The sequence below is a fragment of the Halanaerobium polyolivorans genome (assembly GCF_020711195.1).
In the GTDB taxonomy this organism is placed as follows: domain Bacteria; phylum Bacillota; class Halanaerobiia; order Halanaerobiales; family Halanaerobiaceae; genus Halanaerobium; species Halanaerobium polyolivorans.
Map to the genome: position 1 here is coordinate 161,870 of NZ_JAJFAT010000001.1, position 25,493 is coordinate 187,362.

Below are 25,493 nucleotides of genomic sequence, written 5' to 3' on the forward strand. Positions count from 1 at the left end.
TAGTAAAGCTTAATATAACAAGGATTTATGCTATTTGAATCCAGCTATTTATCTTGCAAATAGAAGTAAAAAATGTTATATTATAATTGTGTTTAAAAAGTTTTAGCAAGATTAAAAAAATATATAAGGGGGTTAAAAATTTGTTTAAAAAAGTTTTAACATTATCAGTTGTTTTTGCTTTTATTTTTATGGTGGTTTTTGCTGCAGCTCCAGAAGCGACTTCTGCTCAGGAAACTAGAGTTGGAATTGTTCTTTCAACTGGTGGCCTAGGTGACCTATCATTTAATGATGCTGCTTATCGTGGTCTACAGAGGGCTGAAAGTGAATTAGGTATTCATTTCGATTATATTGAGCCTGCTGACCCTGCAGAAGATGAAACAGCTCTGCGTCGTTTTGCAGAGAGAGGCTATGATCTGGTAATTGGGGTTGGTTTCCAGATGTCAGATAGTCTAGAAATAGTTGCTATGGATTATCCACATGTTAAATTTGCCCATGTAGATGAAGCATTCCCAGATATTTTAGATAATGTTGTCAGTCTGAACTTTGCTGAATGGGAAGGTTCATTTTTAGCTGGTGCTCTGGCAGCATTAGTAAGTGAAACAAATAATGTAGGTTATGTTGGTGGAGTTGACTTTGCTTTAATTCACCGTTTTGAAGGTGGTTTTTATCAGGGTGCTAAGTATATAAACCCAGATATTGAGGTACAAATCAGATATGCAGATGACTTTGGTGACCCAGCTAGAGGACGTGAAATTGCACTTGGTATGTATGATGACGGAGCAGATGTAATTTATCATGCTGCTGGTGGAACAGGTACAGGAGTTTTTGAAGCTGCTGAAGAAGAAGACCTTTATGCAATTGGTGTAGACTCTAACCAAAACCATGTAGCTCCAGGCCATGTAATTGCAAGTATGTTAAAAAGAGTAGATAATGCTGTATATGAAACAGTAGAATCTGTTGTTGATGGAACATATGAAGGTGGACAAAACTTGTATTTTACTCTTGCAGATGCTGGAGTTGGAATCACTGATTTAGAAGAATTAGATGTAGAAGAAATTCAAGCTTATGAAGATGGAATTATAAGTGAAGACGAACTAGAAAAAATTAGAGAAATGAAAGAAGAGCTTACTGCTCCTCATGCTGCAAAGCTTGCTGAAATTGAAGAAATGATCATTGAGGGTGAGATTGAAGTAGAAAACTGGGGAGAAATTGGCAGACCTGATGAACTATAATAATCTCTTCAAAGTATAATTAAAGTTAAAGGGCTCTGCTGTTATGCAGGGCCCAAATTTTTTATATAAAGTGTTTTCAGGGAGGAATGACTATGGCCAAGGAAGAATATTTTCTTGACATGCAGAATATTACTAAATTATTTCCAGGAGTAAAAGCAAATGATAATGTAAACTTATCGATTAAAGAAGGAGAAATTCATGCCTTAGTTGGTGAAAATGGTGCAGGTAAAACTACTTTAATGAATATTTTATATGGTCTCTATGATCCAGATGGAGGCGAGATATATTATAAAGGTAAAAAAGTTAAATTGAAAGATCCTCAGGCAGCAATTAATCTTGGGATAGGTATGGTTCACCAGCACTTTATGCTCGTGCAGCCACTAACTGTAACTGAAAATATAATATTGGGTAATGAACCCAGAAAAAAGAAAGGCTTGATGCTTGATCGTAAAAAAGCTAAAAAAGATGTTCAAAGAATTTCAAAGCAATATGGGCTTTTTGTTGATCCTGATTCAAAAATCAGAGATATTTCTGTTGGAATGCAGCAGCGGGTTGAAATTATTAAAACCCTTTACAGAGGGGCAGAGTTATTAATTTTTGACGAACCTACTGCAGTTTTAACCCCACAAGAGATAAAAGAACTTTTTGAGATTTTTCGCTCTTTAAAAGAACAAGGTAAAACTATTATCTTTATAACTCATAAACTTAAAGAGGTTAAAGCTATTTCCGACAGAATAACTGTTTTAAGAGGTGGCAAAAGTGTTGATACTGTGGAAACTCAAGATGCAAGTCAAGAAGATGTAGCTGAATTAATGGTCGGAAGACAAGTTTTATTAAAAGTAGAAAAGGCTCCTGCTCAAAAAGGTGAAGAAATTTTGAATATCAGTAATTTAAATGTGGAAGATAATCGTGCTTTGCCTGCGGTTAAAGATATATCTCTTTCTCTAAAAAAGGGAGAAATATTAGGTATTGCTGGTGTTGAAGGTAATGGACAATCTGAACTAGTAGAAGCTTTAACAGGTTTAAGGGATATTAAAAGCGGCTCTATTAAATTAAGAGGAAAAGAAATATCAAATTATGGTGCTCGCCAAATAAAAAGAGAAAAAGTAGCTCATATACCTGAAGATAGACATAAACACGGTTTAATAATGGATTTTGATTTGAAAGAGAATACTATTTTGGGTTATCATGATCTGGCTGCTTTTTCTAAAAAAGGAATAATGAATTACGATAATATAGCAAAATATACTGCTGATTTAATTGAGGAATATGATGTTAGAGGTGCTGGTATGCAGTCCCTTGCTAAAAATTTATCCGGAGGAAATCAACAGAAACTAATAGTTGCCAGAGAATTTTCTCACAATCCTGAATTTTTAATTGCCTCTCAACCGACAAGAGGGGTAGATGTCGGCTCTATAGAGTTTATTCACAGACAAATTATTGAACGGAGAGATAATGGAGCTGCTGTATTATTAGTTTCTGCTGAATTGAGTGAAATTTTGTCTTTGAGTGATAGAATTGCAGTTATTTATGAAGGGGAAATCGTTGATATTTTAGAAGCTTCTGACACAAATGAAATAGAACTTGGTAAATTAATGACAGGTTCTAAAGCTGAAGAAGCTGGAGGTGAAACTGTTGAATAATTTTGTTGATAAAGTTAAATCTATTCTAACTAATTTAGCTTTATCTCTTTTATCTATAACAATTGCACTTATATTTGGAGTTTTCTTTATCTTATTGACTGAACAATCTCCAATTACTGCTTACTCAGCATTGTATGAAGGAGCATTTGGTGATTTTAGAGCTATATTAAATACACTTTGGAGATCTACCCCCTTAATTTTAACAGGACTGGCAGTTGCTTTACCATTTAGAGCAGGATTATTTAACATTGGTGCAGAAGGACAACTTTTAATGGGAGGCTTTACAGCAGGAGTGGTTGGTTTTTATTTTACTAATTTACCTGCTTTTATTCATCTCCCCTTTGCTATTTTAGCAGGCATGATTGTCGGTGGAATTTGGGGTGGTCTTCCTGGATTTTTAAAAGCTAAAATGGATGTTCATGAGGTAATTTCAACTATTATGTTAAATAATATTGCAATTGCTTTAACAATTAATTATGGAATAAATTATTTTAGAGATACTGGTAGACAGGCTACTCCCAGAATATTACAAAGTGCTGCTCTACTGAGATTTAATGATATGGCAGATCACTTTATATTTGGTAAAATCCCTTTTATTGAGATTTTTGAGCAGCCGGGAATACGCCTCCATATAAATTTCATTTTTGCAATAATCACTGCAATTATTTTGTGGTTTTTACTTTTTAAAACTACTCTTGGCTATGAAATGAGAGCAGTTGGCCATAATCCTGATGGAGCAGAATATGGTGGAATTAATGCCAGTAAAGGAGTTATTTTAGCTATGTTTATAAGTGGTGCTGTTGCTGGTTTAGCTGGAGTTGGTGAAGCATTAGGTACTCATTTAAGTTTTATGGCAGGAATGGATGCTGGACATGGTTTTACTGGTATAGCAGTTGCACTAATCGGATTGACTCATCCAATTGGTGTAATTTTTGGTGGACTTTTATTTGGTGCGTTAGCTCAGGGTGGACTTGAGATGCAATTTGCTGGTGTGCCCTCAGATATAGTGATGATTATTCAGGCATTGGTAATATTCTTTGTAGCCAGTCTACAGGTTTTAAAAGTTTATCTTGCAAAAAGAAAAGCTAAAGGAGGGGTTGAATAATGAATACAATTAGACAAATGTTATCAATCTCTTTATTACTGGCAAGTTTTCGTTTTGCAACCCCTTTAATTCTAGCTGCATTAGGTGGAATATTTTCTGAAAAATCTGGTGTTGTTAATATTGCTTTAGAGGGTATGATGTTAATTGGTGCATTTGCAGCAGTTTATGGAAGTGCTTTGACAGCTAATCCCTGGATTGGAGTATTATTTTCAATGCTTGCAGGATTAATATTTGCTGCAATTTTTGCCGTTGTTTGTGTAACCTTCAAAGCTGATCAAATTGTTGTAGGAACAGGTATAAATATTTTTGCATCTGGAGTTACGATATTTCTCCTCCAGATTTTGTTTGGGGTAAGGGGAACCTCACCAAGAGTGATGAGATTACCTTTTTTAAGGGTTTTAGGAGTTAGATTTAATCCAATTACTTATATTGCTGTGATTTTAGTTCCAATTGTTTGGTTTATATTTTTTAAAACACATTGGGGTTTGAGAATTCGTTCTATTGGTGAACATCCAGCTGCAGCAGATACACTCGGAATTAATGTTAATCTATGGAGATTCAGTTGTATATTAATAAGTGGTATTTTGGCTGGTTTAGCTGGTGCACATCTATCTATAGGTGATGGTAGTGCTTTTGTAAGAGAAATGTCAGCTGGAAGGGGTTTTATAGCTTTAGCTGCCATGATATTTGGTAAGTGGCATCCTGTTGGTGCTTTTGGAGCAGCAATGTTATTTGGTTATGCTGAAGCAATAGCGGTAAGAGTTGATTTTGTTTTTATCCCTTCAGAATTGATAAGTGCTATACCATATGTTTTAACTCTGGTAGTTTTAGCTGGATTTATTGGTAAATCTATTCCTCCAAAAGCTGTTGGGAAGCCTTATTATAAAGGTGAAAAGTAAAAAAATTCAAATTATCTATAAGCAATGTGGGACAGTTAATGGCTGTCCTTTCTTTTTTTAAAAAAATATTATCAATATTTTGAAGGTCTTTTCATAAAGAATCGAGAATATTGATAACAGAGTATTAAATAACTTGTCAAAGTATGTTATAATAGTTAAGAGAATAATCCAATCAAGTAACCAATTAAATCTAAAGCGAATAAGTGATTATTATAATTTATGATAGATTTTAAAGGAGGACAAGCCATTGGAAGAATTGGAACTAGGGACATTATTAAAAAAAGCAAGGATGGAGAAGGGTTTAAGCCTTGATGAAATTCAAGAAAAAACTAAAATTCGAAAAGTTTATTTAGAAGCAATAGAAAAAAATGAATTTGATAAACTGCCTGGCTCGGTTTATTTAAAGGTATTTGTTAAAGGATATGCCAGAGAAGTAGATATTAATTATCAAAAACTTTTAGAAAATTATTCTGTTTTAAATATAGTCGAAGAAAAAAAGGAAAAACATATTCAGGAAGATTATTTGAGTGGAACAAATATTAAACATAATAGGGGCAAAAAGAAAAAAACAAAAGGTTTCTTTAAAATTATTTTATTTGTTTTTCTTGGCTTTTTAATCATAATGGCCTCTATTTATGCTTTTCAATATTTTACTAATGCAGATCAGTTAATTTTAGATGAAAGTGAAAATGACACGGAAATCTTAGAACAGCAGGATGAGAGCGAAGAATTAACAGCAACCTATATTGAAGAAGAAAACGTTTTAATAAGCAGCAGTATTGAAGAAGAGCTCAATCTTTTGGATACGAGTTTAGAAGGTCTGCTAAATGATGCCCAACTACATGAAGAAGAAGCTATAATTGATATTTCAGAAAGAGATCTTTTTGAACAAGAAATTAATATTTCAGAAAGGCCTGCAATTATAATTGATGACAGTCGTTTAGAACTTGCTCCAGAAGATGATTTTAGTTCTGAAGAAGGCTTAAGTGATCTAAATCAAGAGATAGCACTTGAAACTGAGAGTGAGGAAATAGAAAGTGAAGAAAATCAAATTGATAATCTAATTACCATTAATGCTGATGATTTAGTCTGGTTAAGAGTTGATTCAGATGGCGAAACAGTTTTTAGTGGTTTATTAGAAGCAGGAGAAAGTCTGGAATATGAAGCAGAAGAAATTTTATATATGCGGATAGGTAGGCCAAGAGCAGTAACAGTTCAAATCAATAATCAAGAATTTGGCCCCTGGACCGAGACTGGAGACATTAGTGAAATTGAAATTTTAATTGAAGAAGATGGCTTTGAAATTATTAATTTGAGAGAATAAAAAAACACCCTATCTAATGGGTGTTTAAACATTACTGCCATAATATTAAATTAATGGTGGAGGGGAAAGGATTTGAACCTTTGTAGGCATCGCCGGCAGATTTACAGTCTGCTCCCTTTAACCACTCGGGCACCCCTCCAAATTGGTACCCTCAAGGGGATTCGAACCCCTGCCGCCAGGATGAAAACCTGGTGTCCTAGACCCCTAGACGATGAGGGCATTCATTTTTAAGCACAGTTATTAGTATATATTATCTCTGCAATTACTTCAATTTCATTTAAAGCTTAATAATGATTATCTAATTAGATTATATTCTATTTGCTCAATTATATTATATTTATCGCTATTTAACGGCTTTCTTGAGAATAATATCCTATTAATGAAATTATAATTATATTTTAAATAGACTGCTGGATATGGCTAATAGGGAGAGCAGGCTTAGCTGAAAAAAATTAACTTGATAAATTAGAATTATTTAAAATAATTAAAGAAAGGAAATGTATAATGTTCTTCCCTATGTTCATTATACAGGGTGAAAAATTGAAAATTTTACTTACTAATGATGATGGAGTTTATGCTGATGGAATAACAGACTTAGCTGCAGTTTTAGCTGAAAATGGACATCAGGTAACTGTAGCTGCACCTGATAGAGAAAGAAGTGCTTCTGGACATGCAATTACTTTACATGATCCACTGAGAGCACTGAAAATAAAAAGATCATCCCTACCTGATTTAACAGTTTACAGTGTTAATGGAACTCCAGCTGATTGTGTTAAATTAGCTGTAGAAAAATTATTAGACTTTAAACCTGACTTAATTATCTCAGGTATTAATCATGGTCCTAATTTAGGCTTAGAAATACTATATTCCGGAACAGTTTCTGCAGCAATAGAAGGATCAATGCTTGGTTTCCCTTCACTTGCTGTATCTATGAATTACACTGAAGAAAGTGATTTCAAAAAAGCTGCTCAATATATTGTTGATCTACTAAATCACGATAACATTTTAGTAGATAATAAAAATCTGCTTTTAAATATTAACTTTCCAGTAGAAATTAATGACAATACAGAAATTATCATTACTAAATTAGGCAGATCTTTATATATCGATAGTTTTGTAGAAAGGGAAGATCCGTTTGGCAATAAGTATTTCTGGTTAAATGGAAGTGATAAAAAAGTTAAAGATGACAATACAGATATTTCCGAATATTTGAAGGGGAATATTTCAATCACTCCCTTAAAAATTGATTTAACTGATAGTCAGCAAATTGAGTTTTTAGCTAAAAAATTTTCTAAAAAAATTGAGCTTAAAAATGATAGTAAAATAAAGAAAGAAGGCAAATAAGTGAAAAAAGATTTTATGAATGCAGTAGAATTTTCTCATCATTTAATCAAAAAACATTTGAATAAAGATTCAACTTTAATAGATGCAACTGCTGGAAACGGAAAAGATACACTATTTCTAGCAGAAATTGCAGATCAAAATACCGAAATACTAGCCTTTGATATTCAAAAAAAAGCTGTAGAAAAGACAAAAGAACTGCTTGAAAAAAATAAGCTGGGTGATAAAGTTAAAGTTATTAATGATTCTCATGCTAATTTAGATGCTTATCTTAAAGAAGATCAGTTATCACTTGTTTTATTTAATTTAGGTTATCTGCCAGGTGGAGATAAATCAATAATCACAAAAGCTGAATCAACTCTAAAGGCAGTTGAAAAAAGTTTATATTTTCTAAAAAAATATGGTATAATAATATTAGTAATATATAAGGGACATCAAGGTGGTTTAAAAGAGCAGAAGGCTTTAATTGACTTTGTAAAAAAATTAGATTATAAAAAATACAATGTTTTAAAATATGAGTTTATCAATCAATCAGCAGCACCACCAGAGCTTATTGCAATTATTAGAAGAGCTTAATTTTCTTTTAATTGATTATTTATTAAATAAAAAATTTTAAGGAAGGAAGGTGAGTCAAGTAGTTTTTTGTCATTTGTTTTTGCAAAATTCTGACATAAGCTTTAATAAGGGGGATATGCAATGAGTACAAAAGTAGCAATTTCTAAGTTTGATTCTTTAAAAGGCAATGAAGAATTTATTGGTGGTGACTTTAAACGTTATGATGAAGATATTGCAGAAATAAAAATAAAATTAAAAGAGGTTATTGAAGCAAGTGTAGGTAGTATTGCTAATTTAATTAAAAATGGGGATAGAGTTTTAATTAAACCTAATCTTGCTTTTTTAGCACCACCAGAAAGTTTCTCAGTTGTTGATCCTAGAGTCATAGAGGCACTTGTATCTTTACTTAAAGAAGAATCTGAAGCTGGAGAAGTCTGGGTAGGAGATAATCCATCTCTTGGAAAACATGTAGGGAGAGCAAAACCTGCTTTTAAAGCTGCTGAAATGGAAGAAGCAGCCTATAGAGGTGGTGCAGACAGAGTTCTTTACTTTGATGAAGAAGCATCTGTAAAAGTTGACATTCCAATGGCTAAAGTATTTAAAAAGGCTTCTGTGTTTAGACCAATTTTAGATGCTGATGTTGTTATTAACCTACCTAAGATGAAAACTCACCTTGGTGGTACTGTTACCTTAGGCCTAAAAAACTGGCAGGGAATTATTCCTAATGTGCATCCATCTGGAGAACAGCAGGATACTCACAGAATAGACTTAGACCAAAAAATTGCCGACTTATTAAGAATTAGAAAAGCTGATTTAACAATTGTTGATTCTATTATTGCTATGGAAGGCCAGGGACCTCATGCAGGTACTCCTGTCGAAATGAATCTTTTAATTGCCGGGGAAGATACCGTTGCTGTAGATTCATTAACTTCCTATATTATGGGTTATGAACCTCACGAGGTTCCTTCAACTCAAATTGCCTTTTCTGAAGGTCAAGGTGAAATGAGATTAGAAGAAATAGAAGTTGCAGGTGTTGATGCTGATAGTGTAAGACGTTTCTTTAAACGTCCTTCAAGCAATCCAGTTGGACTTATTCCTGGAGTTGATGTTTTAATTCAGCAGACCTGTCCAGGTTGTTATAAATATGTCAGAGGAGCTCTAGATAGCTTTAAAGGTGGAATAGACACCGAAAGATTTGTAGAAGAAAATGGAGAGTCTTTAATAATTGCAGGTGGAGTTCCATCGCTAGATTATAATGATGCTGTAGGTAAACACTTATTTGTAGTTGGTGATTGCTGGAAGAAGTTTGAATCAAGTGAAGAAGTGGAAAAAGCTATGGAGGTAGCTGCAGATGTAACTGAATATCCTGGTTGTGCACCTATCTATGTATTTGCCCAACTAAATGCTGATCTTCAAGCTTTAGATGCTTAATCTCTGCAAATATAATTTAAATAAGAAATATATAAAAGGATGCCTTTTGGCATCCTTTTTTTACTCGGTAATTATTTTAAATATCTAATTCTGCTAGATAACTTTTTAATTGATCTGCTGATTTTTTCAAATCTTTTTTTTCAGAAGTATTTAAAGGTAGTTTTAGTACTTTATCTATGCCTTTAGAGTTAACAATAGTTGGCAAGCTAAGGCTGATATCATCGATACCATAAAAGCCTTTAATTAAGCTTGAAACTGTTAATACAGCATTTTCGTCTCTTAAAATTGCTCTAGAAATCCTAGCAACTGCTAAGGCAACTGCATAAAAGGTAGAACCTTTTTTTTCTATTATTTCATAAGCTGAATTTTTAACATTTTCTGCAATGTTTTCAAGTTCATTATTATGACATTCTGCATCACAGATGGGACAGTAATTTTTAAGATTAGTTCCAGCAATATTTGTTAAACTCCAGGCTGCTACCTCACTATCACCATGTTCTCCAATAATATAGCCATGGACATTGTTAGCAGCAACACCACAATGTTTGCTTAATAAAGATTTAAAACGCGAAGTATCTAAAACTGTTCCAGAACCAATAACCCTATTAGCTGGATATTCAGAAAGCTTCCAAGTTAAATAAGTCAATATATCAACTGGATTTGTCACAACCAATAAAATAGCATCTTGATTATATTTAGTAATTGAAGAAATTATTTTTTTGAAAATAGCAGTATTCTTTTTAATGAGATCAAGCCTAGTTTCTCCAGCCTTTTGAGCTGCTCCAGCAGTTATAATAATTAAATGGGCATCACTTAAATCTTCATAGCCGCCGGCATATATATTAACAGGTTTAACAAAAGAAGAACCATGCATTAAGTCCATTGCTTCACCTTCAGCTTTTTCTTGATTAATATCAATTAAAACAATTTCTGAGCCAATACCTTGGGCCATTAGAGCATAAACCGTTGTAGCTCCAACATTTCCAGCTCCAATAACAGCAATTTTATTTGCTTTAATATTTTTTTGCATTAATTTACCACCTCATATGGATATTTATCTTATATAAATTTTTTGGCCATTTTTGGGACAATACCAGAATTAGTTTTACCCATCATCCATTTTTCTGCAGCCCTTTTATTTAAAAGAGAAATTGTAGGGAAAGAATGTTGAGTCATCATAATATCAAACATTGAAATATTATGCTGAATTGCTAAAACCCACTCCTGGATCAATTCACTGGCTGCTTCTCCAACAATAGTAGCTCCAAATATTTTACCTTTACTGCTGCAGATCACTTTTACAAAGCCTTCTGGTTTACCATCAGCTATTGTTCTTCCATAATCTGCATATTTTACTTTAATTAGCTCAAAATCAATCCCTTTTTCTTGAGCTTCTTTTTCAGTCATTCCTGCCTGAGCGATTTCCGGTTTTGTGAAAACAGACCAGGGAACAATATAATCTTCATGTTTAAATTGTTTGATTGGAGTAGGATTAATTGCATTCATTAAAGCAAGCATTCCCTGATGCATTGCTGCATGAGAAAATAGTGATTTTCCATTACAATCACCAACAGCATAAACACCTTTGACATTAGTTTCTAAACGACTATTAACCTTGATTCCATTTTGATCATACTCAATCCCTGCTTTATCGAGTTCTAATGGTTCAAGATATATTTCTCTTCCTGCTGCAACCAGAATCTCATCTGACTTAAATACTCCTTTTTCAGTATGAGTGATAATTTTATCGTTTTTTGTTTCAACTTTTTCTATAGTTGTACTATTATAGACTCCGATTCCCTCTTCTTTAAACTTTGCTTCTAAAACTCTTCCGGCTTCTTCATCACCTGAAGGAAGAAGATGTTCATCAATTTGAAATATATTTACCTCTGAGCCAAGTCTAGAAAAGGCCTGGGCCATCTCAGATCCAATTGCACCTCCACCAATAATTGTAAGTTTTTCTGCTATATCTTCCTGCTCAAAAATATTTAAGTTAGTTAATTTATCTACCTCTTTTAAACCAGGAATAGGAGGAATCATGGGTCTTGTTCCCGCAGCAATAAAAATTTTATCTGCCGTATACTTTTGACCTTCAACTTCTATAGTTTTTTTATCAACAAATTTTGCTGCTCCTTGATCAACAATTAATTTGGCTCTATCAAATGCTTTCATAGTTTTTGCTCCACTAATTTCTTCAACCTTATTTCTTACTATTTCTAAAGGGTTATCTATTTCAGTTTCTGCAGCTAATTTAATTCCATATTGCTTTAAATTTTTTGTAACTTCATTTGCTTCTCCAGCTTTGAGCAGAGCTTTACTTGGAATACAGCCATAATTTAAACATTCTCCACCAACTTTATGTTTTTCAACTGCTAATACATCTAAATTCATATTTGCTGCCATTGCAGTAACTGCCATCCCAGCAGGTCCCATACCAATAACAATTAAATCATGTTTTTCCATTTTATAAACACCTCTTTTGAAGTTAATATTCAGCTTTTACGATATAATGATAATATATTCTCAAAGTTTTTGCAAGTAAATAGAAAAGATTATAATTAAGAGCAGAAAAAATCACTAAAATTATTATTAATATTCTATGATAACTCTTGTAGAAAAGTAAAGCATATCATAGTATTATAGAGTATAACAGATTTAAACAACTATATTATTCAATTATCATTTAAATAAGACTTGACCTTAACCCATAACTCTATTATAATAGTTATTGCTTGATTGAAAATACATGCGTTTAGGGGAGTAGCTCAACTGGCAGAGTAGCGGACTCCAAATCCGTTGGTTGCGGGTTCAAATCCTGCCTCCCCTGCCATTTTTAATTAAGTTAATAATAAGCTGATGTAGCTCAATTGGTAGAGCAGCTCACTTGTAATGAGCAGGTTACCAGTTCAAGTCTGGTCATCAGCTCCATTTTTAGGGGAGTAGCTCAACTGGCAGAGTAGCGGACTCCAAATCCGTTGGTTGCGGGTTCAAATCCTGCCTCCCCTGCCATTTTTAATTAAGTTAATAATAAGCTGATGTAGCTCAATTGGTAGAGCAGCTCACTTGTAATGAGCAGGTTACCAGTTCAAGTCTGGTCATCAGCTCCATTTTTATTTAGGAAGTCGAAATCGACTTCTTTTTTTTATGCACCAAATAATATATTTCAATTGAGTAATTCAATTTAGGCTAAGATTTGCTACTATAATACTACAATGTTATAATAAGTTGAGGATGTGATGAAAATTTCTAATAAGTATAGACATAATAAAATAAAACAGGAACATACAATTATAGAAGATGTTCTGCCTTTTTTAGAAGATATGGCTATCTCAGCTCTGATTAAAAGTATTATACCAGGCAGAATAAACCGCCGTAAAGGAAGTGGAGTTCCTGCTTATTTACAGTTAAAATATAATACTAGAAGTGGGATAAAACTAATTGCCAAAAATAGTTCTTCTCTTCAGGAGATCTTTGTTGTAACTGATCATCCAGATAAAACAATGGAATTTTTAAAGAAATTAGATTATGTAAAATAAATTTCAACTAAAAAGACTTAAAAATTTGACAAAAATCTTTTATTTATATATAATATTTCTTGTTGAGATCGGGCTATGGCGCAGCTTGGTAGCGCGCTACACTGGGGGTGTAGAGGTCTCCGGTTCAAATCCGGATAGCCCGACCATTTTAAAATAATTAAAGCCCTCAGGGGCTTTTTTCTAATTATAGACTTAATTTTAATAATAGCTAAATTATAAAGGAGTAAAAATGATTAAATATTCTATAATGACATTAGGTTGTCCCAAAAATGAAGTTGATAGTCAGCATATGCAGGGTTTTTTAAGTTCTGAAAGTGATTTTGAATATATAAATGATTTTGAAAAAGCAGAAGTAATTATCATTAATACCTGTGGGTTTATTCAAGATGCAAAAGAGGAGTCTATTGACACCATCTTAACAGCTCTTGAATATAAAAAGGCTCACAATTGTAGGTCGGTTGTAGTAACAGGCTGTTTAACTCAACGCTATAGTGAAGAACTTCAGGCAGAAATTCCGGAGATTGATGCAGTACTTGGTACATCTAATTTTGATAAAATTGCTGAAGTTGTTAAAGAGAGTTTAGCCGGCCAAAAAACAGGAGGTATAGCAGCAGCTGGATTTGATTATAGTGCTTCTTTACCTAGAGAACTTGATAATAATGTATTTGCTTATTTAAAGATTGCAGAAGGTTGTAATAATAACTGCAGTTACTGTAGTATACCCCAAATCAGGGGAGGCATAAAAAGCAGAACTATTGCTGATATAAAAAGAGAAGCAGAAAAAATTGCCGAATCTGGTATTAAGGAGTTAATATTGATTGCTCAGGATACAACCCAATATGGAGTTGATATTTACGGTAGATCAGCCTTAGCTCCCTTATTAAGAAAATTAACCGAGGTTGAAGGTATTGAATGGATAAGAATTTTATATAGTTATCCAGAGTTTATAACAGATGAGATGATAGAAGTAATTGCAGAAGAAGACAAAATCTGTAATTATCTCGACTTACCAATTCAGCATTCAGCAATTAAAATCAGGAAATTAATGAATCGTAAAGGAGATAGAACAGATATCGCTAATATAATAAATATGATAAGAAATAAAATTCCTGATGTAAAATTAAGAACTTCTTTAATAAGTGGTTTTCCCGGTGAAAGTGAAGCAGATTTTGAAGATTTAAAAGAATTTATAAAAGAATTTAAATTTGATCGCTTGGGAGTATTTGAATTTTCTTTAGAAGAAGATACAGCAGCTGTCAATCTGCCCAACCGAATATCTCCTCAGCTGAAAAAAGAAAGAAAAGAAGAACTTTTAAAGATTCAACAAGAAATTTCTTTAGAAAAAAACAGAGAACTGCTTGAAAAAGAGCTTGAGGTAATCATTGAAGCTAAAAATGAAGATTATTATTTAGCTCGTTCTCGATTTGATGCTCCAGAAATTGATAATCAAATATATATTCCAATTGAAAACAACGAATTGGAAATCGGAAATATCTATTATGCCCTTATTACAGAAGCCTATCATTATGAATTGGAAGGAGAGATAAAAGATGAATCTACCAAATAAGTTGTCAACCCTGAGGATTCTACTTGTACCTGTTATTATAGCCTTGTTATTTATTGGTAATTTTGTCGGGGATCTTCTTGCTTTGATAGTCTTTGTTGCTGCTGCAATCACCGATAAATATGATGGTCATTATGCCAGAAAATATGATATGATAACTGCTTTAGGTAAAATACTTGATCCTCTAGCTGATAAGCTTTTAATTTATGGTGTTTTAATTGCTTTTGTGCAAATCGGTAAAATTACTGCCTGGCCGGTGATTATAATAATTGCCAGAGGACTTGCAGTAACCGGTTTAAGGGTTGTTGCTGCAGATCAAGGATCTGTAATAGCTGCCAGTATGTGGGGTAAAGTTAAAACTACTATCCAAATAATTACTGTTATTGCTTTAATTATTGACCCTCATATTATTAATTTACCTGTTCAGATTACTATAGGTCTTGTCTGGATAGCAGTACTAATTACAGTTATCTCTGGTTATAAATATTTTGCTGGAGCAGAAGTTGATTATTCATAATGTCAGCAGGAGGAGGAAAAGATGCTTCATAAAATTAACCATTTTTTAGCTACTGGTTTTTATAGTGGACATTTACCTTATGCTCCAGGCACCTGGGGTTCACTGCTGATGATTATCTTAATATTTTTCTTTCCATTTTTAAATAATTTTTATTTAATTACTGCTTTAACAATTGGTGGGATTGCAATTGCTAATTATGAAGAGAAAAGAACCGGGATTAAAGACCATTCTAAGATAGTTATTGATGAAATGGCTGGCCAGTTGATAACTTTTTACAGCCTTCAGACAAGTGCTCCTGTGCTCTTAGCTGGTTTTTTGCTATTTAGATTTTTTGATATTAAAAAACCTTGGTTGATTGATAAGGTTCAGACTTTACCATCGGGACTGGGAGTAATGATGGATGATGTGTTAGCAGGCTTGTTTTCTCTGGCTATATTAAAAATATTAATTTATCTTTTTTAGAATTTAATAAATATACTGCTAAATGCTATTTAATCGGCCCTTTGTGGTCGATTTTTTTTGCTTAAAATGATATAATAATCCTGATGAGGTGAGAAATATTGAATACAGCAATTATAGCTACCGGCTCTGAATTATTGGCCGGTTTAGTTAAAGACAGTAATTCAAAATTTATAGCAGAAAATTTAAGAGAATTAGGTTTTACAGTTACTGGTATCTATCTTGCTAATGACAGCAAAGAAGATATTATAAGAACTATCAAATGTGCTTCCCAAAAAGCTGAGTTGATTTTCATAACCGGTGGACTTGGGCCAACAGAAGATGACTTAAGTCGAAATGCCCTTGCAGAAGCTTTAAACAAAAACCTTATTTATTCTGAAGAGATAGCTTTAAGGCTAAAAAACTTTTTTGCTGCCAGAGATTATGAGATGACTGATAATAATTTTAGACAGGCCTATTTACCTGAAGGTGCAGAGGTAATTGAAAATAATTTCGGGACAGCTCCTGCTCTTAAACTAGAAAGTAATAATAAGCTTTTCTATTTGTTACCAGGTGTACCAAGGGAAATGACTGCTATCTTTAAAAATAAAATTATACAGGAATTAGAAGCTTTATCAGAAAAGAAGATTATTTATCGGGAATATAATTTTATTGGCATAGGAGAATCAACTTTAGAGGATAAGTTTAATCAAATTAAAATTGATCCCAAAATCGAAAAAAGTTATCAGGCTGTTAAGGGAGAGGTTAAATTAAGGTTAAAAGTTACTATTGCTGACACTCAGCAAAAAAAAGAGGCTGAAAAAATTCTTGCTCAAGCTGAAAGAAAAATCGAGTCAGAACTAGAAGCATATCTTTACAGCAAAAATGACAAAGATATTTTAGAAATTTTTATTGAAAAAATTACAAAGTCTAAATTAACAATTGCAAGTGCCGAATCTTTTACCGGTGGACTTTTTGCCAAAAGATTAAGTGATAAAGCTGGCAGTTCAAAATTTTATAAAGGCTCTATTATTGCATATAGCAAAGCTACAAAAATTAAGCTGCTTAATATAAATCCTGATACAATAGAAAAACATGGGATGATAAGCAGGGAATGTGCAAATGAAATGGCGAAAAATGCTGCTGCTATTATTGAGACTGATATTGCAGTTGCTTTTAGTGGAGTTGCTGGCCCAAGTAATATGGAGGCTAAAAAACCTGGAACTATTTATATTGCAATAAAATATAAAGATAGAATTAAATCTATCCAAATAAATAAAAATTTTGGTAGATCTCTTAACCGTTATTATGCAACTCAAATTGCCTTTTTTGAATTAATTAAATTATTAAAAGGAGAATCATGATGAGAAGAAATATTTTAGTATTTATTTTATTAATTAGCCTAATTTTTTCACTTAATCTGGCTCTGCAAGCTGATTCTGACTTAAGTGCTGAGGAATTATTTTCCCAGGCTCTAAAAAATTATAATCAGGGAAATTTTGCTCAGGCAGATAAGGAGTTTTCTCAGCTTTTAAGTGATTATGATTTAGATGCAGGAGTTAAATTTAGCAGCTTATATTACCTTACAATGACTGCTGTAAAAGAAAATCGGACCTTGGCAGCAATTAATTCTTTAGAAAGATTTGAAGAATTAGGTTATCAAAGTGCTGCTTTAAACTGGCAAATCGGAGAGTTATTTTTAAACAAAGCTGGTCAGTTTGATAGTGCAGATTTTGGCAGGGCTATAGATTTTTTAGAAAAAGCTCAAGCTATGGGATTAAAATCAACAGCATTCAAAAGGGATCTTGCCTATGCTTATCGAGAAAACAAGCAAAGTGAAAAGGCAATTGGCCTTTACGAAGAAATCATTAAGACTAGTCCAACTGCAGGGGATTATCTTAATCTGGCAAAACTATATGAAAAAGATGATTATTTAGATAAAGCAATAAAGCTTTATGAAGAAGCTTTAATTGCAGATCAAGTACCACCCTCTATCTATTTAAATTTGGCTAATCTTTATCAAAGCTTAGGTAATTATAGTTCTGCAGTAAAAATATATGAATTGGGAATTGAGACAAATCCTAATTTCGCACCCTATTATATCGGACTTGCAGAAAATCATTTGGCTTTAAACAATTATGCTAAGGCAGAAAAAGAGTTAAATAATGTTTTAACAATAAATAAGAATTCTTATCATGCCTATTATCTATTAGGTCTTATTGCTCAACAAAGAAAAGAATATCAAAAAGCACTTGATTATTATGCAGATTCTTTAACTTATAATCCTGATTATGTAAGAGCCTATCTTGCAGAAGGTAAAGTTTATTTAGAACAAGAAGAATTTGCCCAGGCAATTACAAGTTTTTCAATAGCTGTTGAGAAAAACCCTGAATTCTTTGAGAGCAGATATTATTTAGGTCTTGCTTATTATAATGCTGATCAGATGGAAGCAGCTAGAGAAGAATTAAGAAAAGCACTGCATATAAATGATAGATTTCAAAAAGCGAGAGATTTACTTGATGAGATAGAAAAAAATTAGGGGTGAAAATTAATGCGTCTTTTTATTGCATTAAATATTAGTCAGAGAAGTAGAGATTTGATTGCAAGCAAAGTTAAACTCTTAAAAAAAGGATTAAATTCAAAATTAAAATGGATAAAGAAAGAAAACTGGCATTTAACCTTAAAATTTTTAGGTGAATGTGATGAAGAGCAAAAAGAAAAGATAATTGAAAAATTAAAAGAAATCGATATCAGTCCTTCTCAAGAATATATTCAATTTAATGCTGTAAATGCTTTTCCCAACTTAAAAGAGCCAAGGGTGATATTTTTAGAAGTTGATAGAGGCAAATCATTTCTAAATGAAACTAAAAAAATAATAGAAAAAGCAATGGCTGAATTAGGTTTTGCTGAAGATGATAGGGAATTTAAAGCTCATTTGAGCCTGGCCCGAAATAAAAATTCAGCCTCTATAGACTTTAAAGATAAATTTTTAGCTAATAATTTTATCAATATTTATTCTAAATTAAATACCATTAGTCTTTATCAAAGTAAGCTTTATTCAGCTGGCCCAGAATACATTGAACTATTTTCCAAAAAATTGAAATAAACTTGCATTATCTAAACATTTGTTCTATAATAAAAGCAAAGATAAAAACTGCAGTTAAAATATAAAAATTTAGGGAGGAAGATAATATTGGCAACTAAAGATAAGGAAAAAGCGCTTGATCAAGCTGTCAAAAGAATAGAAAAACAGTTTGGTAAGGGTTCGATTATGAAACTTGGTGAAGCCTCAAGTTTAAATGTTGAGTCAATTCCAACTGGAGCACTACCACTTGACTTAGCACTTGGAGTAGGTGGTATTCCTAGGGGAAGAATTATCGAGTTATATGGTAATGAATCTTCAGGTAAAACAACACTAGGTCTGCACATAATAGCCGAAGCTCAAAAATTGGATGGGATTGCTGCTTTTATCGATGCTGAACATGCTTTAGATCCTAAATATGCTAAAAATTTAGGGGTAAATATCGATAACCTTTTAATATCTCAACCTGATAGTGGGGAAGAAGCTTTAGAAATTGCTGAAGCACTTGTTAGAAGTAATGCAATTGATTTAGTAGTAATTGACTCTGTTGCTGCTCTGGTTCCAAAGGCAGAGCTTGAGGGTGATATGGGAGACTCTCATGTGGGATTACAGGCTAGATTGATGTCTCAGGCAATGCGTAAATTATCTGGTGCTATCAGCAAATCACATACAGCTATAATATTTATTAATCAAATCAGAGAGAAAATTGGGGTAATGTTTGGAAATCCTGAAACTACTCCTGGAGGAAGAGCTCTTAAATTCTATTCTTCTGTTCGAATCGAAATGAGAAGATCACAAAGCATCAAAGATGGAGATAAATTGATCGGTAGTACTGCTAGAGTTAAAGTGGTCAAAAACAAAGTAGCTGCTCCTTTTAGAAGTGCAGAATTTGATATAATGTATGGTACAGGTATCTCTCGTTCTGGCTGTGTTTTAGATTTAGGTGTAGATACAGGTATTATTGATAGAGCTGGTTCCTGGTATTCTTATGGAGATGTTAGACTAGGCCAGGGTAGGCAAAATTCAAAAGAATTTCTGCAGGATAACCCTGATATTTTAGAAGAGATTGATGATAAAATCAGGGTAAAAGTAGGCCTTAAAGACGGTGAAATTGAAGAAGAAACCGAAAATGAAAAGGATGAGGAATAAAGAATGGAGCAAGAGCAAATAAAAAAAGCTAAAAATAAAGCTTTTAAACTGCTTAGCTATAGAGAAAGAACAATTGAGGAAATGAGAGATCGATTAGAAAAAAAAGATTTTTCTTTAGAGGTAATAAATGAGGTTATTGACTATCTTTTAGCTAAGGATCTTTTGAATGAAAAACGTTTTTCAGAAATGTGGATTCGTTCCAGAATCAATAATCATCCTCGGGGAAGAAGATTAATTTATAAAGAGTTAAGTCAAAAAGGGGTAGATAATAAAATCATTAATGCTGCTTTAAATCAATATTTAAGCAGAGAAGAAGAAATCAAGATGGCCGAATATTTAACTAAAAAATGGTTGAGGCGGAGAAAAGAAGAAGACCGCTCAAGTTATAAATTGAAAAATTATCTTTCCAACAAAGGCTTTGATTATGAAATCATTTTTGAGGTAACAGATAAATAATTTTAAGCTTTAAGCCTGCTTATGCAGGCTTTTTATCATTTAGCTATATCCTATTTGCTTGACATAAGTCTTCAAAAAAGTTAAAATATAAATAGTAATTAAAATTAAAATCAATTAAAAACTAAAAACTGAATATATGACAGGAGGTGAATATTATTAACGGAGGTGTTTTGTATTTTATAATAGCCCTACCCATCGGTATTGTAACGGGGTATTTAATTAGAAAATATATTGCTAAAGCCCGTATGCAGTCTGCAGAAAATGAAGCAGAAAAGATCTTAAAAGATGCAGAAAGAGATGCTAAGGCAAAGAAAAAAGAAATTACTCTTGAAGCTAAAGAAGAAGCTCATAAGATCCGTGAAGAAGCTAATAAAGAAAGTCAAAAAAGACGGGATGAGCTGCAGAAACTTGAAAATCGCCTTATGAAAAAAGAGGAAAATCTTGACCGTAAAGCTGAAAACTTAGAGCGGAGAGAACAAAGTATTAAAGACCGCGAAAAAAACCTAAGTCAGGCTGAAGAAAAGATTGAAAAGATTAAAGAAGAGCAAACCGAGAAATTAGAAAGAATTTCTAGCTTTTCTGAAAGTGAAGCAAAAGAATATTTGCTGAATAAAGTTGAATCTGAACTTGATCATGAATTAGCTAAAATGATCAAAGAAAAAGAAGCAGAAGCTCAAGAAAAAGCTGATAAAAAAGCAAGAGAGATTATATCACTAGCTATTCAAAGAAGTGCAGCTGACCATGTAACTGAATCAACCGTTTCGGTTGTTAATCTACCTAATGATGATATGAAAGGTAGAATTATTGGTCGTGAAGGTCGAAATATCAGAACATTAGAAAGTCTTACAGGAATTGATTTGATCATAGATGATACTCCTGAAGCTGTTGTAATTTCTGGTTTTGATCCAATAAGAAGAGAAATTGCAAGAATAGCACTTGAAAAATTAATTGATGATGGTAGAATTCATCCCGCCCGAATAGAAGAAATGGTTGAAAAGGCGGAAAAAGAATTAGACCAACACATTAAAGAAATTGGTGAACAGGCAACATTTGATACTGGAGTTCACGGTTTAGATCCTGAACTAGTAAGATTATTAGGTAGACTTAAGTTCAGAACAAGTTATGGACAAAATGTATTACAACATGCAATTGAAGTATCCTATTTAGCAGGTATTATGGCTGCTGAATTAGGAGCTGATGTTACTTTAGCTAAACGTGGTGGATTGTTACATGATTTAGGAAAAGCAATTGACCATGATGTAGAGGGGACACATGTTAACCTTGGGGTAGAAGTAGCAAGAAAACATGGTGAGAGCGAAAAAATTCTTCATACAATAGAAGCTCATCATGGAGATGTAGAGTTTAAATCAGTTGAAGCAGTTCTGGTTGCAGCTGGTGATGCAATTTCTGCTGCAAGACCTGGAGCAAGAAAAGAAACTCTCGAATCATATATTAAACGACTTGAAGAACTTGAAGAAATTGGACAATCCTTTAAAGGTGTTGAAAAAGCTTATGCTATTCAAGCCGGAAGAGAAATTAGAGTTATCGTAGAACCAGATAAAATCAATGATTTCGAATCAACAAAAATGGTTAGAGATATTAAAAAGAAAATCGAGAAAAACCTAGACTATCCAGGCCAGATAAAAGTTGTTATCATTAGAGAAACACGGGTAGTTGACTATGCTAAATAAGTTAAATATTAAACTTGAAAGTAATAGGCTCCTCTCTGAGGAGCCTTTTTATAATGAAAAAATTTGATAAATTTGTTAAAATACTTTATAATTGGATAATAAAATAATAATTAAGTATAAATTCTAAGGAGAATTCTAATGAATATATTATTTGTTGGAGATGTAATGGGAAGAGCAGGACGTAGAGCTTTAAGAAAATTTTTAGATAAAATAGTAAAAAAACATAAAGTAGATTTTATTATAGCAAATGGAGAAAATGCCGCTGGTGGTTTTGGCATAACCGAAAAAACCGCTGAAGAACTTTATGAATATGGAATTGATGTTTTGACAATGGGTAATCACACCTGGGATAATAAAGATATTTTTAATTTTATTGATTATAATAAAAGACTAATCAGACCATTGAATTTCCCTAAAAACAATCCAGGTAGAGGTTGGATTAGAATAAATAAAAATGGCAGAGATATTACAGTTGTTAACCTAATTGGCCAGGTCTATATGAATACTCATGATTCACCCTATCATAAATTTATGGAACTTTATCCTGCAATAAAAGATTCAGATATAATAATTGTTGACTTTCATGCAGAAGCATCTGGAGAAAAAATGGCTTTTGCCAGAGCAGTTGATGGAATGGTTAATGCTGTGATTGGAACTCATACTCATGTTCAAACAAATGATGCTCAAATCTTTAAAAATGGAACAGCCTATATAACTGATGTTGGTTTAACAGGTGCAGTTGAGTCAATTATTGGGATGAAAATTGAAAATATGGTTGAAAAAATGAAAACAGCTTTACCAGTTAGATATGAAGTTGCTACTGGTGAGGTTAAAATTAATTCAGTTCTTCTTGAAATAGATACAGAAAATAACATTACAGAAAATATTAGGATAATAAATAAAAATAATTTGTAATTTTTTGTTTTCCTTGCAGGAAAATGTGTCATTTACGGTTAATATATAAATTATAGAGGGAATAAATATATAACCAATCAAGGAGGTAATCGATGAAATGGAAATATTAAAAGTATCATCTAGTTCTAGCCCAAACAAAGTTGCAGGTGCTCTGGCAGGTGTTCTGAGGGAAAATGGTAATGCTGAACTGCAGGCAATTGGGGCTGGAGCAATCAATCAAGGTGTTAAAGCAGTGGCAATCGCAAGAGGTTTTGTTGCTCCAAGTGGGGTTGATCTAATCTGTATACCAGCTTTTACAGATATAGAAATAGATGGTGAAGAAAGAACAGCCATTAAATTGATTGTAGAGCCACGATAAAGTTTTTAGAGACTAGATAAAGTTTAATGAATCTGTTTGCCTTTACGGGCAAACAGATTTTTTTAATTAAAGCTTGTACTATAGGGTCTAAAAGTTATATAATATATAATAGATGGTTAAGGGTTTCCATTAATATTTTTACTTTACTGAGGTGTTGATATGGATAAGATTCTAATAGTTGAAGATGAATATAAAATAAGAAAAATAATTACTTCCTATTTAGAAGAAGATTATGAAGTTTTTACAGCGGAAGATGGAAAACAAGCACTGTCATTATTTAGTGATAATAATTTTGATTTGGTTGTTTTAGATTTGATGCTGCCCGAATTAAGTGGAGAAAAAGTTTGTCAAAAAATAAGACAGAGTTCACAAACGCCTATTATAATGCTCACTGCTAAAAGTAGTGAAGAAAACAAAATAGAGGGTTTTAATTATGGTGCTGATGATTATTTAACTAAACCATTCAGCCCACGTGAACTTAAAGCAAGAATAAAGGCAGTGCTGAGAAGAAGTAGTGACAATAATAAAGCTAGTATAATAACTCTAAAAGATGGAGAGATAAAAATATATCCAGAAGAGATGATGGTCAAAAAAGATAATAAGGATTGTGACTTAACCTCAACTGAATTCAAAATATTAATGGAATTAATAAATAATGCCAGACAAGTATTAAGCAGAGAACAATTAGCCACTAAGGTAATGGGTTTAGAATTTAGCGGTTTTGATAGAACTATCGATGCTCACATAAAAAATATTCGTAAAAAACTTAAGTTAAATAAAGATGAATATATAATTACCGTTTATGGAGCAGGTTATAAATTTACCGGTGATATTTAATGTCTAAACTTGGCAAAAAATTATTTATAATATTTTTAATACTTGTTGTCTTTTCGCTTTTTTTAGTTGGTTTTTTTATCAATTATTCTATTGGAGAAAGATTTGATGATTTTATAAACTTACAGCGCCAGGAGAGCATAGAAGAATTATTAGAAATGTTGAACGAGTATTATCAAGCTGGATCAAGAAATGAAATCAACTCACTTTTAAATAATTTTGTGAGGACAAATAGAATTCCAGTTTGGCTTGAAGACAGAGATGGTAATGTAAAATTTTCTCCTACTCAACAGCATCATCAAATGATGCGAAGGATGATGGGGGACTCTCAAATGATGGAAGAACGAAATGATTTTTTGCCCGCTCAAAGCAGAAAAGAAGAAATCTATCTTGAGGGTTCTCTACAGGCTACTCTATACTGGCAGGAAGTTACTTCTCAAGAACAGATTGATTCAGAACTTTATAATTATTTTAGAAGAAATGTTTTTCAAGCTATAATATTCAGTGCTTTAATAGTGACAGTACTGTTAATAATTATTTCTTTTATAATCTCTAGGCTAATAACCGAACCCTTAATCAAATTAAAAAATGCAGCTTTTAAAGTAGCTGACGGTGATTTTGAGCAAAATATATCAAATAATGGAGATGATGAATTAGCAGAATTAATTACAGCATTTAATCAAATGACAGAGAAATTAGCAAAATTAGAAAAAATTCGTAAAGAATCAGCATCTGACCTTGCTCATGAATTAAGAACCCCGCTTACAACAATCAAGGGTTATATTGAAGCTTTTGAAGATGGCAAAATTTCTTTAGACCAGGAAAATATCGATGAACTTAAAGAAGAAATTGCAAGAATGGTTGCTTTAATAGAGAAATTAAAAGAATTTGCTGAGGCTCAAAATAAGGTTTTTAATTTAAAAACAGAAAAAATCCAAATAAATGAGCTAATCAAAAATGTAAGTAAAAAAAGGCAGAGGCAGATTAAATCAAAAAACTTAAAACTAAATTTGGAATTAGAAAATGGAATAATAATTGAGGCAGATAGGGATAGCTTAATCCAGATTTTAAATAATTTGATCGAAAATGCTGTCAAATATAATCGCGAAAATGGCGAGATTAATATTAAAAGCTATCAAGAAAATAACAAGATTATTATTCAGATTTCTGATACAGGTTATGGAATTTCCGAAGAGGATTTACCATATATTTTTGAACGTTTTTACAGGGCGGATAAATCTCGTTCTGCTAAAAATGGTGGAACTGGAATTGGACTGGCTGTTACAAAAGAATTAATTAAAGCTCATGGAGCAGAGATTGAGGTTGAAAGTAATAAAAGTGGTAGTAGCTTTAAAATTATATTCCCAAGCTTTAAAGAAAAATGATTCAGAATTTGAAAGAAAATAGTTAAAATAATATTAAT

General features: G+C 32.5%; 24 protein-coding genes and 7 tRNA genes. 27 read left to right on the plus strand and 4 right to left on the minus strand.

Annotated features, from left to right (window positions below; translation table 11 throughout):
- Positions 1–140 precede the first annotated feature (140 nt).
- The 5 genes from LJ207_RS00825 to LJ207_RS00845 all read left to right on the plus strand — a co-directional run bounded on the left by LJ207_RS00825 (position 141) and on the right by LJ207_RS00845 (position 6,203).
- Complete coding sequence (locus LJ207_RS00825) at positions 141–1,232, plus strand: BMP family lipoprotein (RefSeq protein ID WP_229343166.1); 1,092 nt, start codon at positions 141–143, stop codon at positions 1,230–1,232.
- Between the two features lie 92 nt (positions 1,233–1,324).
- On the plus strand, positions 1,325–2,875 hold the full coding sequence (locus LJ207_RS00830; protein WP_229343168.1) for an ABC transporter ATP-binding protein: 1,551 nt from the start codon (positions 1,325–1,327) through the stop codon (positions 2,873–2,875).
- Positions 2,859–3,980 (plus strand): ABC transporter permease, encoded by a 1,122-nt coding sequence (locus LJ207_RS00835; RefSeq protein ID WP_229343169.1) that lies wholly within the window; start codon positions 2,859–2,861, stop codon positions 3,978–3,980. The genes LJ207_RS00830 and LJ207_RS00835 overlap by 17 nt, the downstream gene beginning before the upstream one ends.
- Positions 3,980–4,879, plus strand: coding sequence for an ABC transporter permease (locus tag LJ207_RS00840; protein WP_229343172.1), 900 nt, complete (start codon positions 3,980–3,982; stop codon positions 4,877–4,879). Before LJ207_RS00835 ends, LJ207_RS00840 begins: the two co-directional genes overlap by 1 nt.
- Before the next feature lie 247 nt (positions 4,880–5,126).
- Positions 5,127–6,203 carry a helix-turn-helix domain-containing protein gene (locus LJ207_RS00845; RefSeq protein ID WP_229343173.1) on the plus strand — a complete coding sequence of 359 codons (1,077 nt, stop codon included), beginning with the start codon at positions 5,127–5,129 and terminating at the stop codon, positions 6,201–6,203.
- A gap of 54 nt (positions 6,204–6,257) precedes the next feature.
- Here the strand turns inward: LJ207_RS00845 and LJ207_RS00850 are convergent.
- Positions 6,258–6,342, minus strand: a tRNA-Tyr gene (locus LJ207_RS00850).
- Between the two features lie 4 nt (positions 6,343–6,346).
- Positions 6,347–6,422, minus strand: a tRNA-Glu gene (locus tag LJ207_RS00855).
- A gap of 321 nt (positions 6,423–6,743) precedes the next feature.
- Between LJ207_RS00855 and surE the strand changes: the two genes are divergently transcribed.
- The 3 genes from surE (at position 6,744) to LJ207_RS00870 (ending at position 9,530) form a co-directional block, all read left to right on the plus strand.
- Positions 6,744–7,547: a 5'/3'-nucleotidase SurE gene (gene surE / locus LJ207_RS00860; RefSeq protein WP_229343175.1), complete on the plus strand. Its 804-nt coding sequence runs from the start codon at positions 6,744–6,746 to the stop codon at positions 7,545–7,547.
- Entirely contained in the window at positions 7,548–8,120 is a 573-nt protein-coding gene (gene mnmM, locus LJ207_RS00865; RefSeq protein WP_229343177.1) for a tRNA 5-(aminomethyl)-2-thiouridylate-methyltransferase MnmM, read from the plus strand.
- Between the two features lie 120 nt (positions 8,121–8,240).
- Positions 8,241–9,530: a DUF362 domain-containing protein gene (locus LJ207_RS00870; RefSeq protein ID WP_229343180.1), complete on the plus strand. Its 1,290-nt coding sequence runs from the start codon at positions 8,241–8,243 to the stop codon at positions 9,528–9,530.
- A 76-nt stretch (positions 9,531–9,606) separates the two neighbouring features.
- Here the strand turns inward: LJ207_RS00870 and LJ207_RS00875 are convergent, their stop codons facing one another.
- Together LJ207_RS00875 and LJ207_RS00880 are read right to left on the minus strand one after the other, a co-directional pair.
- On the minus strand, positions 9,607–10,560 hold the full coding sequence (locus LJ207_RS00875; protein WP_229343182.1) for an L-lactate dehydrogenase: 954 nt from the start codon (positions 10,558–10,560) through the stop codon (positions 9,607–9,609).
- Positions 10,561–10,589: 29 nt separating this feature from the next.
- Positions 10,590–11,993, minus strand: a complete 1,404-nt coding sequence (locus LJ207_RS00880) for a dihydrolipoyl dehydrogenase family protein (protein ID WP_229343184.1) — start codon at positions 11,991–11,993, stop codon at positions 10,590–10,592.
- 291 nt (positions 11,994–12,284) lie between these two features.
- Here LJ207_RS00880 and LJ207_RS00885 point away from each other — a divergent pair.
- The 19 genes from LJ207_RS00885 (at position 12,285) to LJ207_RS00975 (ending at position 25,455) form a co-directional block, all read left to right on the plus strand.
- Positions 12,285–12,360: transfer RNA gene (locus tag LJ207_RS00885), tRNA-Trp, on the plus strand.
- 22 nt (positions 12,361–12,382) lie between these two features.
- Positions 12,383–12,458, plus strand: a tRNA-Thr gene (locus LJ207_RS00890).
- Positions 12,459–12,463: 5 nt separating this feature from the next.
- Positions 12,464–12,539: transfer RNA gene (locus LJ207_RS00895), tRNA-Trp, on the plus strand.
- Positions 12,540–12,561: 22 nt separating this feature from the next.
- Positions 12,562–12,637 (plus strand) — tRNA-Thr (locus LJ207_RS00900).
- A 135-nt stretch (positions 12,638–12,772) separates the two neighbouring features.
- Positions 12,773–13,066, plus strand: a complete 294-nt coding sequence (locus tag LJ207_RS00905) for a DUF2103 domain-containing protein (RefSeq protein WP_229343454.1) — start codon at positions 12,773–12,775, stop codon at positions 13,064–13,066.
- Between the two features lie 69 nt (positions 13,067–13,135).
- Positions 13,136–13,212, plus strand: a tRNA-Pro gene (locus LJ207_RS00910).
- 83 nt (positions 13,213–13,295) lie between these two features.
- Positions 13,296–14,633, plus strand: a complete 1,338-nt coding sequence (gene rimO / locus LJ207_RS00915; RefSeq protein ID WP_229343186.1) for a 30S ribosomal protein S12 methylthiotransferase RimO — start codon at positions 13,296–13,298, stop codon at positions 14,631–14,633.
- A complete protein-coding gene (gene pgsA, locus LJ207_RS00920) occupies positions 14,617–15,147 on the plus strand; it encodes a CDP-diacylglycerol--glycerol-3-phosphate 3-phosphatidyltransferase (RefSeq protein WP_229343188.1) in 531 nt (176 codons plus the stop codon). The genes rimO and pgsA overlap by 17 nt, the downstream gene beginning before the upstream one ends.
- Positions 15,148–15,168: 21 nt before the next feature.
- A complete protein-coding gene (locus LJ207_RS00925) occupies positions 15,169–15,609 on the plus strand; it encodes a phosphatidylglycerophosphatase A family protein (protein ID WP_229343190.1) in 441 nt (146 codons plus the stop codon).
- Between the two features lie 98 nt (positions 15,610–15,707).
- Entirely contained in the window at positions 15,708–16,949 is a 1,242-nt protein-coding gene (locus LJ207_RS00930; protein WP_229343192.1) for a CinA family nicotinamide mononucleotide deamidase-related protein, read from the plus strand.
- Complete coding sequence (locus LJ207_RS00935) at positions 16,949–18,124, plus strand: tetratricopeptide repeat protein (RefSeq protein WP_229343194.1); 1,176 nt, start codon at positions 16,949–16,951, stop codon at positions 18,122–18,124. Before LJ207_RS00930 ends, LJ207_RS00935 begins: the two co-directional genes overlap by 1 nt.
- Before the next feature lie 12 nt (positions 18,125–18,136).
- On the plus strand, positions 18,137–18,691 hold the full coding sequence (gene thpR, locus LJ207_RS00940) for an RNA 2',3'-cyclic phosphodiesterase (RefSeq protein WP_229343196.1): 555 nt from the start codon (positions 18,137–18,139) through the stop codon (positions 18,689–18,691).
- Positions 18,692–18,778: 87 nt separating this feature from the next.
- On the plus strand, positions 18,779–19,816 hold the full coding sequence (recA, locus tag LJ207_RS00945; RefSeq protein WP_255666600.1) for a recombinase RecA: 1,038 nt from the start codon (positions 18,779–18,781) through the stop codon (positions 19,814–19,816).
- A 3-nt stretch (positions 19,817–19,819) separates the two neighbouring features.
- Complete coding sequence (locus LJ207_RS00950; RefSeq protein WP_229343199.1) at positions 19,820–20,272, plus strand: regulatory protein RecX; 453 nt, start codon at positions 19,820–19,822, stop codon at positions 20,270–20,272.
- Positions 20,273–20,418: 146 nt separating this feature from the next.
- Positions 20,419–21,963 (plus strand): ribonuclease Y, encoded by a 1,545-nt coding sequence (gene rny, locus LJ207_RS00955; RefSeq protein ID WP_369414131.1) that lies wholly within the window; start codon positions 20,419–20,421, stop codon positions 21,961–21,963.
- A 138-nt stretch (positions 21,964–22,101) separates the two neighbouring features.
- Positions 22,102–22,878: a TIGR00282 family metallophosphoesterase gene (locus LJ207_RS00960; RefSeq protein ID WP_229343201.1), complete on the plus strand. Its 777-nt coding sequence runs from the start codon at positions 22,102–22,104 to the stop codon at positions 22,876–22,878.
- A 97-nt stretch (positions 22,879–22,975) separates the two neighbouring features.
- Positions 22,976–23,236, plus strand: coding sequence for a stage V sporulation protein S (locus LJ207_RS00965; RefSeq protein ID WP_229343202.1), 261 nt, complete (start codon positions 22,976–22,978; stop codon positions 23,234–23,236).
- Between the two features lie 159 nt (positions 23,237–23,395).
- Complete coding sequence (locus LJ207_RS00970) at positions 23,396–24,073, plus strand: response regulator transcription factor (protein WP_229343204.1); 678 nt, start codon at positions 23,396–23,398, stop codon at positions 24,071–24,073.
- Positions 24,073–25,455 carry a sensor histidine kinase gene (locus tag LJ207_RS00975; RefSeq protein ID WP_229343206.1) on the plus strand — a complete coding sequence of 461 codons (1,383 nt, stop codon included), beginning with the start codon at positions 24,073–24,075 and terminating at the stop codon, positions 25,453–25,455. The genes LJ207_RS00970 and LJ207_RS00975 overlap by 1 nt, the downstream gene beginning before the upstream one ends.
- The last annotated feature ends 38 nt before the right edge of the window (positions 25,456–25,493 follow it).

Bases quoted from the DNA above. Each gene is read 5' to 3' on its own strand.
- LJ207_RS00830 (WP_229343168.1), top strand. From the start codon at position 1,325: ATGGCCAAGGAAGAATATTTTCTTGACATGCAGAATATTACTAAATTA.
- LJ207_RS00840 (WP_229343172.1), top strand. From the start codon at position 3,980: ATGAATACAATTAGACAAATGTTATCAATCTCTTTATTACTGGCAAGT.
- LJ207_RS00870 (WP_229343180.1), top strand. From the start codon at position 8,241: ATGAGTACAAAAGTAGCAATTTCTAAGTTTGATTCTTTAAAAGGCAAT.
- LJ207_RS00875 (WP_229343182.1), bottom strand. From the start codon at position 10,560: ATGCAAAAAAATATTAAAGCAAATAAAATTGCTGTTATTGGAGCTGGA.
- LJ207_RS00880 (WP_229343184.1), bottom strand. From the start codon at position 11,993: ATGGAAAAACATGATTTAATTGTTATTGGTATGGGACCTGCTGGGATG.
- rimO (WP_229343186.1), top strand. From the start codon at position 13,296: ATGATTAAATATTCTATAATGACATTAGGTTGTCCCAAAAATGAAGTT.
- pgsA (WP_229343188.1), top strand. From the start codon at position 14,617: ATGAATCTACCAAATAAGTTGTCAACCCTGAGGATTCTACTTGTACCT.
- LJ207_RS00925 (WP_229343190.1), top strand. From the start codon at position 15,169: ATGCTTCATAAAATTAACCATTTTTTAGCTACTGGTTTTTATAGTGGA.
- LJ207_RS00935 (WP_229343194.1), top strand. From the start codon at position 16,949: ATGAGAAGAAATATTTTAGTATTTATTTTATTAATTAGCCTAATTTTT.
- thpR (WP_229343196.1), top strand. From the start codon at position 18,137: ATGCGTCTTTTTATTGCATTAAATATTAGTCAGAGAAGTAGAGATTTG.
- LJ207_RS00950 (WP_229343199.1), top strand. From the start codon at position 19,820: ATGGAGCAAGAGCAAATAAAAAAAGCTAAAAATAAAGCTTTTAAACTG.
- LJ207_RS00960 (WP_229343201.1), top strand. From the start codon at position 22,102: ATGAATATATTATTTGTTGGAGATGTAATGGGAAGAGCAGGACGTAGA.
- LJ207_RS00965 (WP_229343202.1), top strand. From the start codon at position 22,976: ATGGAAATATTAAAAGTATCATCTAGTTCTAGCCCAAACAAAGTTGCA.
- LJ207_RS00970 (WP_229343204.1), top strand. From the start codon at position 23,396: ATGGATAAGATTCTAATAGTTGAAGATGAATATAAAATAAGAAAAATA.
- LJ207_RS00975 (WP_229343206.1), top strand. From the start codon at position 24,073: ATGTCTAAACTTGGCAAAAAATTATTTATAATATTTTTAATACTTGTT.